Genomic DNA, 15,161 nt, shown 5'->3' with positions numbered 1-15,161 from the left:
GGGGCGGGCTGGCTGTTGCTTTGCGTTACCCCCCGTGGTGGTCTCCTCCGGGCCCCCGCCGGGCGGCGGGGGGGCGGGGGGGCCCGCCCCCCCCCGGGACCGGGATCCGACCCGGCCGGGCGCGGTCGGCCGGTCGGAAAGTCTGTGGTTTCGCATGGTTTCGCCCCTGGGGTACGTCGGACGCGCGCAGGCGGCGTCACGAGACGTGAAGAGCCACGGATTCTGGCTGGAGCAGGGGAAACGTCACGCCTCAACGGCGTACGGGCGCGCCTTGATGATCTTGAATTGGGCGCACTTGTCCCCGGCTGCCCGGTCGGGGGTCAGTCGGGGGAGGTGGTGGGCAGGGCGGCTTCCCTGCCTGCGCCGTCGACCTCGTGGTCGCGGCTGGCGCCGATCAGCTTGAGCTGCGTGGTGGTGACGTCGTCGGTGTGGACGGCGAACGCGTGGCGGGCGCCGCCGGGGCCGTCGTGGCCCGGGGCCGCGGTGGGGGCCGGCGCGCTCGGGGCGGTGGTGCCGCCGGGGAGACTGGGCGTCGAGTCGCCGCCGCCGGTGGCGTGGGTGCCGGAGTCGCGCGGCTGCTCGTGAACCGCCGGGGGCGCCGGCGTCTCCCGGACGGCCAGGTGCGCGACCGCCACCCGGGTGGTCTGCTGCGACGCGGCGGCCGCCGTCGAGGAGGCCGCCGCCGGGACGGTCTCTAGGACCGTGGCCGGGGCCTGGGTGACGACGGTGGTCACGCCGGGGACGGTCACGACGACGCCGCCGGAGTTCGAGCCGCCGCCGAACACCGGGCCGAGGAGGTCGTCGAGGGGCAGCAGCACGGGCGCGTCGGGGTGGCCGGCGGGCGGCTGGGTGAGCGGCGCGAGCACGGTGTGGGAGAGCGTGTCCGTGACGCCGCCGAGCGTCTCCGTGACGGTGGTGAGCGTGCCGCCGACGACGTCGAGGACGCTGCCGACCAGGCCGCCGACCAGGTCACCGCCGGACGAGGTGGTCTTGACGGGCGCTTCGGTGGTGTCCTTTGTGGTCACCGTGCTGACCGCGTTGAGCGTGCCGCCGACGAGGCTGCCGAGCAGGTTCCCGCTGGAGGACGTGGCCTTCGGTGCGCCGGCGGTGGAGGTCGCCTTCGTGGTGGCTTTGGTGGTGGCTTTGGTCGTGATCGGGGGCTCTGCGGCGGCCGAGCCGTCCGACGGCTCCGCGGTGGTGGGTTCCTTGGTGGAAGAGCTTTCCGGGGAGGTCGTAACCGGCGCTTCGGCGGGCGCGCTGTCCGCGGCGGCCGGCTCTTCGGGGGCGGAGCCGTCCTTTGTGGTCTCCGGCGCGGTGGACGTTTCGTCCGCCTGGGGCTGCGCTTCGTCCGCCGGGGACGGCTCGGCGCCGTCGGTCTTCGGCTGCACCGCGCAGCCGCGCACGCCGGTCTCGTGGTGGCTCTTGCGGTGCCGGGCGTGCCAGAACGGCTTCGCGGCGTGGTCCACAGTGGAAAGCACCGGCGCTTCGGGGCACGCCGGGCGCTCGGCCGCCGACGCGGTGCTGCCGGACAGCGCGGCGCCGAGCAGCCAGCCCGCGAGGGTCAGGCCGCCGGCGACCAGGATCTTGGCGGCGGGCCGCTGCAGCGCGGCCGTCCACGGGCGCGGCGCGCGCACGCGCGCGTGCGGGGCTTCGGTTTCACCCGGTGTGAGCGCAGGCCGGATGGGAGCGTCGCGGCGCGCGTTCGCCGTGCTGCTCACCGCCACCACCACCGTCCGCGCCTGAGGCTTCCGCGGTGTCCGCTCGAGCCTGGTCTTGCTGGGGTCTTTCTCCGGCGAGGTCGCAGTTCCCCGGGGCTGCCCTCCTTCTGGCACCGGTCGGAAGTCTTTCATCTCTCCCGCGTTCGATCCAGCCCGTAAGGCCGAGCGGCCCTACCGGGCACGGCATCTGCGGCCGACAAGTTGATCACTCTCGGTGCCGTTCGGGTGCTTGCTTACGGCCATTCGGAGGAGTGCTGCAATTTGCACACTCCCGGGGTGACCTGATGTTTCCCCACCCTCGAACGCGCTTCGTGCCGAACCGGTTCCGCTGGGTGTGCGCGGTGAGGTTTCGGCCACTCGACCGGAATTCGGTCCGGGAGCCGGCGCGCCCACTGGGCCGAACGGGTTGCGCGCCCGGCTTCGCTTGTCCTGCGCCGAAACCGCCCGCCGTCGGCCGGTCCGGGCGTCGGCTGCGGTCCGTGATCGCGAAGCCGCCCGGCCGGCCGTTCTCCGTGACGGCCGGCGGAGCCGCCACCCGGCAGGCCGAGCGCCGCCCCGTGCCGCCTCCGGTGCCCGTCGTGGCCGTCGCGGGAAGCGACGGTCACCGTTGCGGAGAGTGACGGGCGACGGCGGCAAGTGGCGGACGCGCGGCCCGGCCCCTCCGGGGTCCGCCGCACCGGCCGAGCCGGGACCGGCTCCCGGTGCGGCGCCGGAACGGCCGCGAACGTCGTCTACTCAGCCGCACCGCGGTGATCAGACCAGTTTGCGCAACCGGGTGATGGCCTCGTCGATGACCTCGTTGCGCTTGCAGAACGCGAAACGCAGCAGGTGTTTCCACTCGTCCGGGTGATCGGTGAACACCTTCACCGGCACCGCGGCCACCCCGACCCGGCCCGGGAGTTCCCAGGCCAGCTCGGCGGCGTCGGTGAAGCCCAGCGGCCGCACGTCGACGCAGACGAAGTACGTGCCCGCCGTCGGCCGGACGGCGAACCCGGCGTCCGCGAGCCCGGCCGAAAGCCGGTCGCGCTTCTCCTGCAGCGACTCGCGCAGGCCGTCGACCCAGGGCAGCTCGTGGTCGAGCGCGTGCGCGACGGCCGGCTGCAGCGGCCCGCCCGAGACGAAGGTGATGAACTGCTTCGCCGCCTTCACCGCCGCGACCAGCTCCGGCGTCGAGCAGACCCAGCCGATCTTCCAGCCGGTGCAGTTGAACGTCTTGCCCGCGCTGGAGATGCTCACCGTCCGCGGCCGCATGCCGGGCAGCGTGACCAGCGGGATGTGCTCAGCGTCGGCGAAGACGAGGTGCTCGTAGACCTCGTCACAGATCGCGATCAGGTCGTGTTCGACGCACAGCGCGGCGAGCGCCTCCAGCTCGGCGCGGGTGAACACGGTCCCGGTCGGGTTGTGCGGCGAGTTCACCAGGATCGCCCTCGTCCGCGGCGTGACGGCGGCGCGCAGGCCGTCGACGTCGAGGCCGAACCGGCCGTCCGGGCCCTCGACCAGGCCGACGACCCGGCGCTCGGCCCCCGCCATCGCGACCGCGGCGGCGTAGGAGTCGTAGTACGGCTCGATGACGATCACCTCGTCACCGGGCTCGGTCAGTGCCAGCAGCGTTGCGGCGATGGCCTCGGTGGCGCCCGCGGTGACCAGGATCTCGGTGTCCGGGTCGTACTCGGTGCCGTAGCGCAGCCGGTGCCGCGCGATCGCGGCCCGCAGCTCGGGCCGCCCGGGCCCCGGCGGGTACTGGTTGGCCCCGCCGAACAGCGCGTTCTTCGCCGCTTCGAGCATGCCGGCCGGGCCGTCGGTGTCCGGGAAGCCCTGGCCGAGGTTGACGGCGTCGTGCTTGACGGCCAGCGCCGTCATCTCGGCGAAGATGGTCGAGGTGAACGGCCGCAGCCGGGGGACGAGAGCAGGTTCGCGCACGATCAGCCATCCTCACGGACAATGGCGATGTGGAGCAACTGACCCCCGCGAAGGTGACGCCCGCCGACCCACCGGGCGGCGCGGCAGGCGAAGAGGAAAAGCGGCGCGCGCTGCGCAAGATGAAGCTGGTCGCGCTGTCGTTCCTGCTCGGCGCCACGCTCGTGTTCCTGCTGACCAGCTGGGCGCAGGCGAGCGGCTGGCCGGGCTGGGTCGGGTACGTGCGCGCGGCGGCCGAAGCCGGCATGGTCGGCGCGCTGGCCGACTGGTTCGCCGTCACGGCGCTGTTCCGGCACCCGCTCGGGCTGAAGATCCCGCACACGGCGATCATCCCGAACAAGAAGGACGCCCTCGGCAACAGCCTCGGCGACTTCGTCGGCTCGAACTTCCTCTCCGAGGACGTCGTGCGCGACAAGCTCAAGCGCGTCGAGATCGCGCGGCGCCTCGGCGCCTGGCTCGCGGAGCCGGACAACGCCGAGCGCGTGACGTCCGAGCTGGCCACGGTGGTCCGGGCGGCCGTTCGCGTCCTCCGCGACGAAGACGTCCAGGCGATCATGGAGCAGGCCGTCGCGCGCCGGATCATCGACAAGCCGTGGGGGCCGCCGCTGGGCAAGATCCTGCAGGGCGTGTTCGCCGACGGCGCGCACCACAAGCTCGTGGACCTGATGTGCGACCGCGCCTACGAGTGGGTGCGCGACAACCACACGACGATGCTGCGCGTGGTGTCGGACCGGGCGCCGAGCTGGTCGCCGAAGTTCGTCGACGAGATGCTGGCGGACAAGGTCTACGGCGAGGTGCTGTCCTTCGCGTGGGCGGTCAAGACCGACGTCAACCACCCGATGCGGCTGGCGCTGGACAAGTTCCTCGGCGAGTTCGCCCAGGACCTGCAGACCGACCCCGACGTGATGGCCCGCGCCGAGCAGGTCAAGGGCCAGATCGTGCACCACGAGGAGGTGCAGCGGCTGATCGGCTCGGCGTGGAGCACGGCGAAGGAGATGCTGCTGACCGCGGCCGAGGACCCGTCGAGCGAGCTGCGCCGGCGCGTCCGGCTCGGGCTGACGTCGCTCGGGCAGCGGCTGATCAGCGACGACCAGCTCCGGTCGAAGGCCGACGGCTGGGTCGAGGGGGCCGCGGCGTACCTCGTGAAGAACTACTCACGGGAGATCACCACGATCATCACCGACACGGTCGAGCGGTGGGACGCCGAGGAGACGTCCCGCAAGATCGAGCTCCAGGTGGGCCGCGACCTGCAGTTCATCCGGATCAACGGCACGGTGGTGGGCGCGCTGGCCGGGCTCGTCATCTACGCCGTCGCGGAGCTGCTGTTCTGACGGCCGAGGCCTATACCACACCTGGGGGACCTTCAAACCAGTTGTCCACAGGAAGCTGAGTTATCCCCGGGGTTATCCACAACTTTTCACGGTGATGGCCTAACGGCTGTCCACAACGTGTGGGGGCCAGGCTGCCCAGGGCGTGGATATGTGGGGCTTCGTCCCCAAGTTGTCCACAGCCGTTCGAGTGTCCACCGCTCGGATGAGGGGACGTCGTCAGCCGGTCGCGGCTTCCGCGGCCCGGGCGCGCCAGCCCCGCGCCTTCTCGCGGTTGCCGCAGACGCGCATCGAGCACCACGTGCGCGAGCGGTTGCGCGACTCGTCGTAGAACGCCCACAGGCAGGTGTCGGCGGGGCAGATCTTCAGCCGGACCCAGTCGCCGCGCACGACCAGGCGGGCGCAGGCGATGAAGACCGCGCCGACGACGTCGTCCGCGACCAGGGCCGGCCCGTCTTCGGTGAGCGAGATCCGGGTGCCGACGTCGACGTGGCCGCCGGGTAGCCGCGGGTCGCCGATCGCCGCGCGCAGGGCGTCCCGCGCCGCGCGGGCCTCGGCGGCCGGATTGGCCGTCAACGCGTGCGCGGCCGCCCACCCGCGCCACTGCCCCGGATCTTCGAGCAGGTCGGTGCTCTCTTCGACGTTGACCGTGTTGAGGAACTCCACCACGAGGGAGGCGTCGGTGTGCACTTACCGAGTGTACGGCGGTTGCCTTCGCGTGGGCTAACCCACATAATCGCTTTGCTGGTTACTCACGATCGAAGGGAGCGACGATGAGTGCGGTACCGACCCTGGGTGTGGTGGCGCTCGACTGCCCCGACCCGGCGGCGCTGGCCGAGTTCTACCGTTCGGTGCTGGAGTGGGAGGCGCCCGAGGTGACCGCGGACGGGCACTGGGCGACGCTGGCCAACCCGGCGGGCGGCGCGGGCATCGCGTTCCAGCGGGTGCCCGACTACCGGCCGCCGGCCTGGCCGTCGGCCGAGAACCCGCAGCAGCTGCACCTGGACCTGAACGTCACGGACCTGGAGGCGGCGCACGAGCGCGTGCTCGGGCTGGGGGCGAAGCTGCTCGACGACGGCCCGGAGACGTTCCGCGTCTACGCCGATCCGGTCGGCCACCCGTTCTGCCTCTGCGCCTGCTGACGCGTTTTTGCGTAGGCTCGGCTGTGTGATTTGTCCGAAGTGTCAGAACCAGATGCGGACCGTCGACAAGAGCGGCATCCACATCGACCAGTGCGACGGCTGCCGCGGGATCTTCCTGGACCGCGGTGAGCTCGAGGCCATCGTCGGTGCGGAGAGCTCGTTCTACGGCCAGCAGCCGCCGCCCTACCAGTCCGGTCCGGCGCCGACGGCGCACTACGGCCGTCCCGACTCGCCGCGCCCGTACCGCGGCGGCTACCCGGACTCGCCCAAGGCGTACCGCGGGGGCTACCCGGACTCGCCGCGGCCGCACCGCGGGTACTCGGATTCGCCGCGGCCGTACGGGCACGGGCACCGCAAGCGCAGCTTCCTCGAGAACCTCTTCGACTGAGGTGGGCCTCGACCTGCGGATCTGCCCCGCCTGCGGCGATTTGGGGGAGTGTCCCATCGTCGCGGGCGCGGTCCTCACCTGCCGCCGGTGCGGGCACGAGTGGCCGTTCCGGAAGCTGCCGCTGTTCGCGGTGACCGGCCCGAGCGGGGCCGGGAAGTCGACGGTCGGGCCGCTGCTGGCCGACCGGTTCGGTGGCGACGTCGTCGTGCTGGACCAGGACATCCTGTGGGTCGGTGCGCTGCGCGACGAGGTCGGCGCCTTCCGCTCGGTGTGGCTGCGGATGGCGGCGATGCTGCACCAGAACGGCCGCCCGGTCGTGCTGTGCGGCACGGTGGCGCCGCCGGAGTTCGAGCCGCTGCCGGAGCGCGCGTTCTTCAGCGAGATCCACTACCTGGCGCTGGTCGGCTCGCCGGAGTCGTTGCGCGCGCGCCTGCGGGCCCGCCCGGCGTGGCGGGAGTGGGACGAGCCGCGGATCGAAGAGATGCTGGAGTTCAACGACTGGCTCCAGAAGTCCGCCGACGAACTGGGCGTGCACGTCTTCGACACGACGGAGGTCTCGAGGGAGGCGACGGCCGACCACGTGGAGAAGTGGATCCGCGCGCGGCTGCCTTAGCCGCTCTGTTCCAGTGGCCAGGTGCGGCCGCCGGGGGCGTCGAGCCAGAACTCCTGGCGGTCGCCGGCCACCGTCACGCCGAACCGGTCGCGGTCCGGCTTGCCCAGCTCGCACCACTCGACGAAGGCGGCCTCGGCCAGCTCCCACAGCGCCCGCGGGCCGCCCTGGGCGACCTCGTCCGCGCCGCCGCGCTTGCGGTGGCGGACCCACGAGCCGTCCGGGTGGACCAGCGCGATGCCCGCCGCGTCGTCGCCTTCGCGCACCGGCCGGACGCCGGGCAGCGCCAGCCCGGCGAAGAATTCGAACTGCTTGCGGGGCTGCAGCACCGTCGACATCGGCAGCCGCGTCTGCTCCCAGTCGCCGCGCGAGGGCATCGGCAGCGGGCCGGTCTCCGGTAGCCGGTGCGCGCGCAGCGGCATGAACCGGCCGTCGCGCGCGAGGACCCGGCCCTGCGCGGTGCCGTCCTCGCCGGCGACGAGCCGGACGAGCCCGGCGCCGATCGGGCGGTTCAGCGTCGTGACGATCAGCCCGCCCGGTTTGGTCTGCGCCAGCCAGGGGAGCGGGATCTCCGACACCGAAGCCGTGCACAGCACCCGGTCGAAGAGCGTGCCGGCCGGGAAGCCGAGCGCGCCGTCGCCCACCGCGCACGCCGGGTGGTACCCCGCGGCGGCCAGCCGTTCGCGCGCCGCCGCGACGAGCGCCGGGTCAATGTCCACTGTGGACACCCGGCCGGCCCCGCAGCGGTGGCTCAGCAGCGCGGCGTTGTAGCCGGTGCCGGTGCCGATCTCGAGCACGCACTGCCCGTCGCGCACCCGCAGCTCCTCGAGCATGATCGCCATGATCGAAGGCATGCTCGACGAGCTCGTCGGCGTGCCCGCCACCGGGCCGGTGCGCCGGGCGACCTCCCAGCGGCCCGGGTCGTCGTCGAGCTGCGTCACCAGCACGTCGCGGGAGTAGACCGCCTCCAGCCACCCCGGGTCGCCGCGGTCGACCGCCGCCCACAGCCCGCCCGCCGGCGCGAAGAACCGCGGCAGGAAGACGTGGCGGGGGACCGCGCGGAAGGCGACGATCCACTCCGGCGCGTGCAGGACGTCCTCGTCGAGGAGGTGCTCGACGAGGCGTCGCCGCAGCCGGGCCGAGCGCGTCATGGGACCACGGTAGCGGTGAGCGTCACACCCGATGGTTGCAAGCAGGGTGCTTGCAATAGCTAGCACTCGGGCGTACCGTCGAAGGTGTCGCGAGGAGGTGGCCGGATGACAGAGACCGGTGGGACGTCAGGATCAGGCAGTCCCATGGAGAAGGTCGCGGACATCGCCTCCGACATCGGCGAGTACATCCGCCAGCAGCGCAACACCGCGAAGATCTCGTTGCGCCAGCTGTCGAAGCTCGCCGGCGTGTCCAACCCGTACCTGAGCCAGATCGAGCGCGGGGTGCGCAAGCCCAGCGCGGAGATCCTGCAGCAGATCGCCAAGGGCCTGCGCATTTCGGCGGAAGCGCTGTACGTGCAGGCCGGGATCCTCGACCTGCCGACGGGCGGGCCGGTGGGCGACGCGATCCGCGCCGACGCCGAGCTGACCGAACGGCAGAAACAGGTCCTGCTCGACGTCTACGAGTCCTTCCGCCGGGAGAACGCCGCGGCACGGCCGGCCGCCCCTCCCGCCCCGGAAGCCCCAGACACCACACCAGCCGCGAAAACCGAGGAGTCAGCATGACCACCCCCAAGACCGAAGACGTCAAGAAGGCCGTTACCACCGCGCTCGACCAGGTCCGCACCCCGCTGCTCGCCGCGCTCGGCGCCGGCAACCTGGCCACCCACGCCGTCACCGACGCCGTGGCGAAGGCCAAGGAGAACGTGACCAAGGGCAGCGAGGTCGCCCGCAAGAACCTGCAGGAGCTGCCGACCGACGTCGAGAGCCTCCGCGAGAAGCTGGACCCCGCCGAGCTGCGCAAGGTCATCGACGAGTACACCGAGGCCGCGCTCAAGCTGTACAACAAGCTGGCCGAGTCGGGCGAGCAGGCGTGGGACAAGATCGCCGCGCAGCCGCAGGTCAAGAAGGCCATCGAGCAGCTCGAAGAGGCCCTGACCACCGCGCAGGGCCAGGTCGAGGGCGTCACCGCCGAGGTGCGCGAGCGCGTCGACGGCGTGCTGGGCACCTTCACCAAGCGCACCCGCTCGGCCGGCGAGAAGACCGCCCGCAAGGTGACCGAGGTCGCCGGCGAGGCCGCCGACGCGATCGAGGAGCTGGGTGACGACGTCGCCCACGAGACCCGCTCGGCGAGCCGCCGCGTCGCGAACAAGACGGCCCCGAAGACGGCCGCCCCGGCCCGCCGCTCGACCACGTCGAGCACCACCGGCACCGCCGCGAAGAAGCCGGCCGCGCCGAAGACCGACAAGTGACATCGCCGTGAACACCCGGCCCCGTCACCGGACCTCCGGTGGCGGGGCCGGGGTCGTTCGGGTGGTTTGCCGTAAGCTGTCGCTGTGCTAGTCGCCTACTGGATCCTCAATGTCATCCACTGGGGCAGCGCGCTGGTCGGGCTCTTCGCCTTCGTGCACGCGCTGCTCCAGCGCGCCGACGCGTATTCGGCGGCCGACCGCAAGACCAAGCCGATCTGGATGCTGATCACCGGTGGCGCGACCCTCGCGATGGTGCTGTTCCCGGTGATGGGCCCCGGAATGATCTTCTACGTGCCCGCCATGGCCGCGGCCCTGGTCTACATCGTGGACGTCCGCCCGAAGCTGATCGAGGTCCAGCGCGGCGGCTCCAGCTGGTAGTTACTCTGGCGGGGTGACCTGGACGATCGCCGGGAGCCTCACCGTCGTTCCCGCCCCCACGCGTACTGACCTGCTCGCCGAGCCCGTGGCCAAGGCACTGGCCGCGCTCGCCGACCCGGACGCCGTCGGCGTCGCGGAGATCGATCCCTCGCTCGCCGACACCGCCGCCTTCTGCGAGGCCTACGGTTCGCCGCTCGAGGCGTCCGCGAACTGCGTCGTCGTCGCCGGCAAGCGCGCCGGCGAAGTCCGCTTCGCGGCCGCGCTCGTGCTCGCGACCACCCGCGCCGACGTCAACGGCGTCATCAAGCGCCGCCTCGACGTCCGCAAGGCGTCGTTCGCGCCGATGGACGAAGCCGTCTCGCTGACCGGGATGGAGTACGGCGGCATCACGCCGGTCGGCCTGCCCGCCGAATGGCCCGTCCTGCTCGACCGCCGCGTCGCCGACGCACCCGAGCTGGTCATCGGCAGCGGGATCCGCGGCAGCAAGCTGCTGATCTCCGGCGCCGCGCTGGCCGCCCTGCCCGGCGCGGAGGTCATCGAGGACCTCGCCCGGTGACGTCCGTCTGGCTCCGGTACCTGACCGGTGCCGACATCGACACGCTCGGCGTCACGGACGCCGACATCGTCGGCGCGGTCGAGGACGTGCTCGCCGACCACGGCCGCGGCCAGGTCGTCTTCGAGCCGCGTACGCACCTCGTGCCGGACAACGGCGGCAAGGGCCACTTCAACATCCTCCGCGGTCACCTGTCCGCGAAGCAGGTCAGCGGCGTGAAGGTCGTCGGTGACTTCGTGGGTAACTTCGAACGGGGCCTCCCTTCGGAAATGGCGTTGATCCTGTTGCTCGACCCGGACACCGGCATGCCGCGGGCCATCGTCGACGGCACGATGATCACCGAGGCCCGCACCGGCGCGATGACCGCCGTCGGCGCGAAGTACCTGGCCCGCCCGGGTTCACGGGTGCTCGGGCACATCGGCGCCCGCGGTACCGCCTGGTGGAACGTCGTGCTGCTGGACTCCTTGTTCGACTTCGCCGAGATCCGCGTGACCAGCAAGCGCCCGGAGTCGCGCGAAGACTTCGGCCGCCGGCTGTCCGAGCGGCTCGGCAAGGACGTCCGCGTCTGCGCCACGGCCGAGGAGACCCTGGACGGCGCGGACATCCAGGTCGAGGCCTCCCGGCTCGTCGAGCCCGAGGCGCTGGTGCGCCGCGAGTTCCTCCGGCCGGGCACCTTCCTGGTGCCCTACGGCACGATCAGCGCGCTCGAGCTCACGCTGCTCGACGACGTCGACAAGGTCGTCGTCGACGACTGGCGAGAATCGCGGTCCGGCAACCCGCGGTTCGGCGCCCTGCGCCCGCAGCTCAACGCCGGCCTCCTCACCGAGGACAAGGTCCACGCCGAGATCGGCGACATCGTGGCGGGCAGCAAACCCGGCCGCGAGCACGACGCCGAACGGATCCTGTTCTGGCACCGCGGACTGTCCACAACGGACGTCGCGGTGGCGAACATGATCCTCGCTCGTGCCGAGGCTTCCGGCGTCGGCACCATGCTGCCCTACCGATGATCGTTTCCGACAGCGAGTTCGCTGACAGTGAACGGTTGATTCTGGACAAACCGCTGGTAGAAACCCTGAAGAGGCGCCGGAACGAGGTCTTGGCAGCCCTTGCGGAGCCGGAAAAACCGGTCTACGGGGTCACCACCGGGATGGGGCGCCTCGCGGGTGTCGCCCTGGATCCGCGGCAGCAGGCCGAACACCAGCGCAACCTGCTGATCGGCCGCGCCGTCGGCGGACCGCCGTGGCTGCCGCCCGAAGACGTCCGCGCGCTGCTCGTCGTCCGGCTGCGCGATTTCCTGCGGCCCTGGTCGGGGGTGAGCGCCGAGCTGGTGCAGTTCCTGGTGGACCGCTTGAACGACGGCTTCACGCCCGCCGTCCCGCGCTTCGGGCTCGGCAGTTCGGGCGAGATCATCGCGCTCTCCCACGCGTTCCAGACTTTCCTCGGCATCGGCACGGTCCTGGAAGACGGGGTCGAAGTGCCGGCCGCTTCGGCACTCGCTGCGCGCGGTGCGACGCCTTATGTGCTCGGGCCGAAAGAAGGTGCTTCGCTGCTTCAAGGTTCTCCGCTGGCGGTGGCGCACGCCGCGCGGGGCTGGACCGAAGCCCGGCAGCTCATCGACCTGCAGACGCTCGCCGCGGCGATGGCGATCGACGTGCTCGGCGCGCCGCGGGAAGTGTTCTCGCCGGTCATGGCGGGTGGTGACGACCACTTGCGGACGTTGCTGCACGAGCTGACCGGGCTGGTGGGCCCCGGCCCCGTGCGGCCGGGTGTGGTGCAGGCCCCGCTTTCGGTGCGGGTCGCGCCGCGGGCACTGGCGCACGCTTCCCGCGTCAACGGCGACCTGCACGAAACGCGGCGGCGCTGGGAGACGGTGCCCGGCGATTCGCCGTCCTTCGTCGACGGTTCTTTCGTTCCGGGGACCGGGTATCACGCGGTGGACCTGGGGTTGCGGATGGACGCGGTGACGGCCGCGCTGGTGCACCTCGGGGAAATTTCGGTGCAGCGGACGCACCGGTTGCTGGACGAGCGGTTCAGCGGGTTGCCGCCGCAGCTCACGGCCGATCCGGGGCCGCGCGCGGGATTGGTCCCGCTGCACAAGCGAGCGGCCGGCGAACTGCACGCGCTGCGACGGCTCGCGACACCGGCGACCCTCGGCTCGATCGACACGTCGGCCGGTCAGGAGGACGTGCAAGCGTTTGCGCCGGCGGCCGGCGAGCAACTGCGTGCCGCGGCTTCGCACCTTTTCGCGATCACGGCGTGCGAGCTGATCACGGCGTCCCAGGCGCGGTATTTGGCCGGCGGGGAGGGTGTGCCAGGTCTTCGCGCCGGTTACGCGTGGGTTCGGTCGGTGGTGCCGCCGGTGGACGAAGACCGGCCTTTGGGGCCCGAAGCCGAGCGTCTGATTGCGGTTTGCCGGGCGGCGTTTTTCGACGACCTGGCGACGCTCACCTGAATCTGCCGGGCTTTCCGACACCGCCGGCCACCTCAGCCCGCGGGGGCGCCCCCCGTCTCGACGCTATCGCGCCGCGCCGACGGATTCCGGGCGCCGGCAAGGAAATCCACGAGGTTGTCCACAAGTGTGCCCGGTTGTGGACAACCGGCCGCCGGAGGCCGCCGAACCGGACATCCGGCGGGGGTGGGGCGCTACGTTGGTCGTCGAGCGCCCTCCGGGGGTGCGGGCCCCGGGAAAGGAGGGATACGACGGCGGGTCCGCGTGAAGGTGAGGGTGCGGGCATACGGGCGGAAGCCCAGATCGCGATACAGAGGGAGGGCACCCACGGACTTCGGATGATCGATCACCGGGTACACGACGGCTTCACGAGCGCCGGCGTGGTGGGCCGCGCGCAGCGCGGCGAGGCACACCGCGCGGGCGAGCCCGGTCCGGCGGAACTCCGGCAAGGTTCCGACGGGCTCGAGCTCGCCGACGGCATTGCGTTCGTCGAGCCAGATCAGGCACTGGGCGGCGAACCGGCCGTCGGGTGCCTCGGCGACCCAGTCCAGTTCGGCCCGGTACGGCCAAGCGGCCATGACGGTCCGGTAGCTCGGTCCAGTCACCCTCGACGGGTGCCAGACCGCGCGGTGCACGGCCACGCGGCGGGCCAGATCGTCCGGTCCGGCCGGCCGGAGCGTGAACCCGGCGGGGATGGCCGGTTCGGGCAAATCCACGAGGAGGCGAGACATATACGACTGGAAAACAGGACTCTCCCGAAGCGCGTAACCGCAACGCTCCAGCGCGGCGACGACATGCTTCTCGGCGTCGAGCACGGTGACAGCGAGCTCGGCCGCGGAGGCCGTGTCTTCGAACCAGGCGAGCACCTCGGACGCGAGTTCGGGGCGCGCCGGATCCACGAGCAGCGCCAGTTCACCGGGTAGCGAAATCCAGCCCCACGCGACGACTTCGCCATCCGCTTCCCACAGCACGGTCGGCCATTCGGCTTCCCGGCCGGCGTGCTGGAACCGCTGCCACGCGAGATCTCCGACGTGCAGCGAACTCGACTTCGACCAGATCCGCTGGGCCAGGCTCTGCATGGCCCGCAGGTCGGCCGGACCGGTGTAGCCGCGGCGCGTGACGGCGGGCATGGGCAGCATCATCGTGTGCCACGCCGGCTTTCGCCAAGCGCTTTACCGATCCGCCGCGAGCAGGTGGGTGCGGTCGGCGAGCCGGCACCCGTCCGACGTCGCTGCCGGTCGGATCGGTGACAATAGGTCCGGCATCGCGGAGGTGAGGGTGGACGTCGGCCTGCTCGGGCGTGCGGCCGCGATGTTCGCGGTGACGAACGTCGACGATCTGGTGCTGCTCGCGGTGTTCTTCGGCCAGGCGGCCGGCCGCCGCGGCGAGCTCAAGGTCGTGGCGGGCCAGTTCGCGGGCTTCGCGGCGATCTTGGCGGTGTCGGTCGCGGGAGCGCTCGGAGCCGGCCTGCTGCCGGACGGTGCGGTCCGCTGGCTGGGCGTGCTGCCGGTGCTGCTGGGAATCCGCGCGGCGTGGCAGGCGTGGTGCCAGGACGACGAGCCACCGGCGGCGGCCGGCGTGCTCGGAATCGCCGTGGTGTGCTTCGCCAACGGTGGCGACAACGTCGGCGTGTACGTCCCGGCGTTCGCCGCGACCGGGCCCGCGGGCTTGGTGGGTTACGTCGCGGTGTTCCTGGCGGGCGTGGCGGTGTGGTGTGCCGCGGGCCGCTTCCTGGCGACCCGGCCGAGCGTTGCCGGGATGCTCGCCCGGTGGGGTCACGTGGTGCTGCCGCTGGTGCTGATCGCGCTGGGCGTGCTGATCGTGGTCGGCGCGTTCTAGCGGGGTGCGGCGGTCTGCGCACGGAAGGTGACCGTCCACGTGGCACACGGTCGAGCGCGCTCGGGGTTTATCCGTTGTGGCCTATCCGACTTCGGTGCAGCCGGTCAGCGGGGCGGCGCGTGTGGCGATCATGAATCCGATAACCAGAGTTCTTGCCATCGTCACGTTCGGCCTGTCATTGGTCCTGGGCGTCGTCGCGCCGGCGCCGGCGGCCACCTCGGCCACCTCGGGTGCGGAGGTTGCCGCGGCTCAGACCGTGGAGGTCGCCGCGCCGGCCGGGAGTGGGCTTGCGCCCTACGTCGCCGTTATCACGCCGGTCTCTGCTGAGCGGCTGGGGAACAGTTGGCACGAGGGGTGTCCGGTCGGGCCGGATCAGCTGCGGCTGGTCAGGTTGAGCCACCTGGGTTTCGACGGTGCTGTGCATCGGGGTGAGCTGGT

The 15,161-nt window shown here is 71.9% G+C and carries 16 protein-coding genes and 1 pseudogene; 12 read left to right on the top strand and 5 right to left on the bottom strand.

Going from position 1 to position 15,161, the window contains the following annotated elements; genetic code table 11:
* Positions 1-320 precede the first annotated feature (320 nt).
* Together ACWED2_RS47545 and ACWED2_RS47540 are read right to left on the bottom strand one after the other, a co-directional pair.
* A complete protein-coding gene (locus ACWED2_RS47545) occupies positions 321-1,718 on the bottom strand; it encodes a hypothetical protein (RefSeq protein ID WP_449697091.1) in 1,398 nt (465 codons plus the stop codon).
* Positions 1,719-2,471: 753 nt separating this feature from the next.
* Positions 2,472-3,638, bottom strand: coding sequence for a pyridoxal phosphate-dependent aminotransferase (locus ACWED2_RS47540; RefSeq protein ID WP_449697090.1), 1,167 nt, complete (start codon positions 3,636-3,638; stop codon positions 2,472-2,474).
* A gap of 29 nt (positions 3,639-3,667) precedes the next feature.
* Between ACWED2_RS47540 and ACWED2_RS47535 the strand changes: the two genes are divergently transcribed.
* The gene (locus ACWED2_RS47535) at positions 3,668-4,966 is read left to right on the top strand and encodes a DUF445 domain-containing protein (protein WP_449697089.1); all 1,299 of its coding nucleotides are present in this window, start codon (positions 3,668-3,670) and stop codon (positions 4,964-4,966) included.
* 216 nt (positions 4,967-5,182) lie between these two features.
* Here the strand turns inward: ACWED2_RS47535 and ACWED2_RS47530 are convergent, their stop codons facing one another.
* The gene (locus tag ACWED2_RS47530; protein WP_449697088.1) at positions 5,183-5,653 is read right to left on the bottom strand and encodes a CGNR zinc finger domain-containing protein; all 471 of its coding nucleotides are present in this window, start codon (positions 5,651-5,653) and stop codon (positions 5,183-5,185) included.
* 83 nt (positions 5,654-5,736) lie between these two features.
* Between ACWED2_RS47530 and ACWED2_RS47525 the strand changes: the two genes are divergently transcribed.
* From ACWED2_RS47525 to ACWED2_RS47515, 3 genes are read left to right on the top strand one after another with little or no spacing between them, the layout of a single operon-like run.
* Positions 5,737-6,105 (top strand): VOC family protein, encoded by a 369-nt coding sequence (locus ACWED2_RS47525; protein WP_449697087.1) that lies wholly within the window; start codon positions 5,737-5,739, stop codon positions 6,103-6,105.
* 7 nt (positions 6,106-6,112) lie between these two features.
* On the top strand, positions 6,113-6,493 hold the full coding sequence (locus ACWED2_RS47520) for a TFIIB-type zinc ribbon-containing protein (RefSeq protein WP_449697086.1): 381 nt from the start codon (positions 6,113-6,115) through the stop codon (positions 6,491-6,493).
* Position 6,494: 1 nt separating this feature from the next.
* On the top strand, positions 6,495-7,106 hold the full coding sequence (locus tag ACWED2_RS47515) for an AAA family ATPase (protein WP_449697085.1): 612 nt from the start codon (positions 6,495-6,497) through the stop codon (positions 7,104-7,106).
* Here the strand turns inward: ACWED2_RS47515 and ACWED2_RS47510 are convergent.
* A complete protein-coding gene (locus ACWED2_RS47510; RefSeq protein ID WP_449697084.1) occupies positions 7,103-8,254 on the bottom strand; it encodes a methyltransferase domain-containing protein in 1,152 nt (383 codons plus the stop codon). The two genes, ACWED2_RS47515 and ACWED2_RS47510, sit on opposite strands and share 4 nt — an antisense overlap.
* Positions 8,255-8,398: 144 nt before the next feature.
* Here ACWED2_RS47510 and ACWED2_RS47505 point away from each other — a divergent pair, with 144 nt between their 5' ends.
* The 6 genes from ACWED2_RS47505 (at position 8,399) to ACWED2_RS47480 (ending at position 12,887) form a co-directional block, all read left to right on the top strand.
* Positions 8,399-8,818 (top strand): helix-turn-helix domain-containing protein, encoded by a 420-nt coding sequence (locus ACWED2_RS47505; RefSeq protein ID WP_449697083.1) that lies wholly within the window; start codon positions 8,399-8,401, stop codon positions 8,816-8,818.
* Positions 8,815-9,504: a hypothetical protein gene (locus ACWED2_RS47500; protein WP_449697082.1), complete on the top strand. Its 690-nt coding sequence runs from the start codon at positions 8,815-8,817 to the stop codon at positions 9,502-9,504. The genes ACWED2_RS47505 and ACWED2_RS47500 overlap by 4 nt, the downstream gene beginning before the upstream one ends.
* Before the next feature lie 84 nt (positions 9,505-9,588).
* Positions 9,589-9,882 carry a DUF2516 family protein gene (locus ACWED2_RS47495; protein WP_449697081.1) on the top strand — a complete coding sequence of 98 codons (294 nt, stop codon included), beginning with the start codon at positions 9,589-9,591 and terminating at the stop codon, positions 9,880-9,882.
* Between the two features lie 13 nt (positions 9,883-9,895).
* A complete protein-coding gene (locus ACWED2_RS47490; RefSeq protein WP_449697080.1) occupies positions 9,896-10,438 on the top strand; it encodes a YbaK/EbsC family protein in 543 nt (180 codons plus the stop codon).
* The gene (locus ACWED2_RS47485; RefSeq protein WP_449697079.1) at positions 10,435-11,442 is read left to right on the top strand and encodes an ornithine cyclodeaminase family protein; all 1,008 of its coding nucleotides are present in this window, start codon (positions 10,435-10,437) and stop codon (positions 11,440-11,442) included. The genes ACWED2_RS47490 and ACWED2_RS47485 overlap by 4 nt, the downstream gene beginning before the upstream one ends.
* Positions 11,439-12,887 carry an aromatic amino acid lyase gene (locus ACWED2_RS47480; RefSeq protein ID WP_449697078.1) on the top strand — a complete coding sequence of 483 codons (1,449 nt, stop codon included), beginning with the start codon at positions 11,439-11,441 and terminating at the stop codon, positions 12,885-12,887. Before ACWED2_RS47485 ends, ACWED2_RS47480 begins: the two co-directional genes overlap by 4 nt.
* A gap of 191 nt (positions 12,888-13,078) precedes the next feature.
* Here the strand turns inward: ACWED2_RS47480 and ACWED2_RS47475 are convergent, their stop codons facing one another.
* Entirely contained in the window at positions 13,079-14,014 is a 936-nt protein-coding gene (locus ACWED2_RS47475; protein ID WP_449697077.1) for a GNAT family N-acetyltransferase, read from the bottom strand.
* Positions 14,015-14,162: 148 nt separating this feature from the next.
* Here ACWED2_RS47475 and ACWED2_RS47470 point away from each other — a divergent pair, with 148 nt between their 5' ends.
* Together ACWED2_RS47470 and ACWED2_RS47465 are read left to right on the top strand one after the other, a co-directional pair.
* The gene (locus ACWED2_RS47470) at positions 14,163-14,723 is read left to right on the top strand and encodes a cadmium resistance transporter (protein WP_449697076.1); all 561 of its coding nucleotides are present in this window, start codon (positions 14,163-14,165) and stop codon (positions 14,721-14,723) included.
* Positions 14,724-14,799: 76 nt separating this feature from the next.
* A pseudogene (locus ACWED2_RS47465) lies at positions 14,800-15,161 on the top strand (M15 family metallopeptidase); the annotation flags it as partial.

Source organism: Amycolatopsis sp. NPDC005003, from assembly GCF_053600695.1.
The sequence above is the reverse complement of the archived record's forward strand: the minus strand, read 5'-3'. Positions and strand labels throughout refer to the sequence as shown.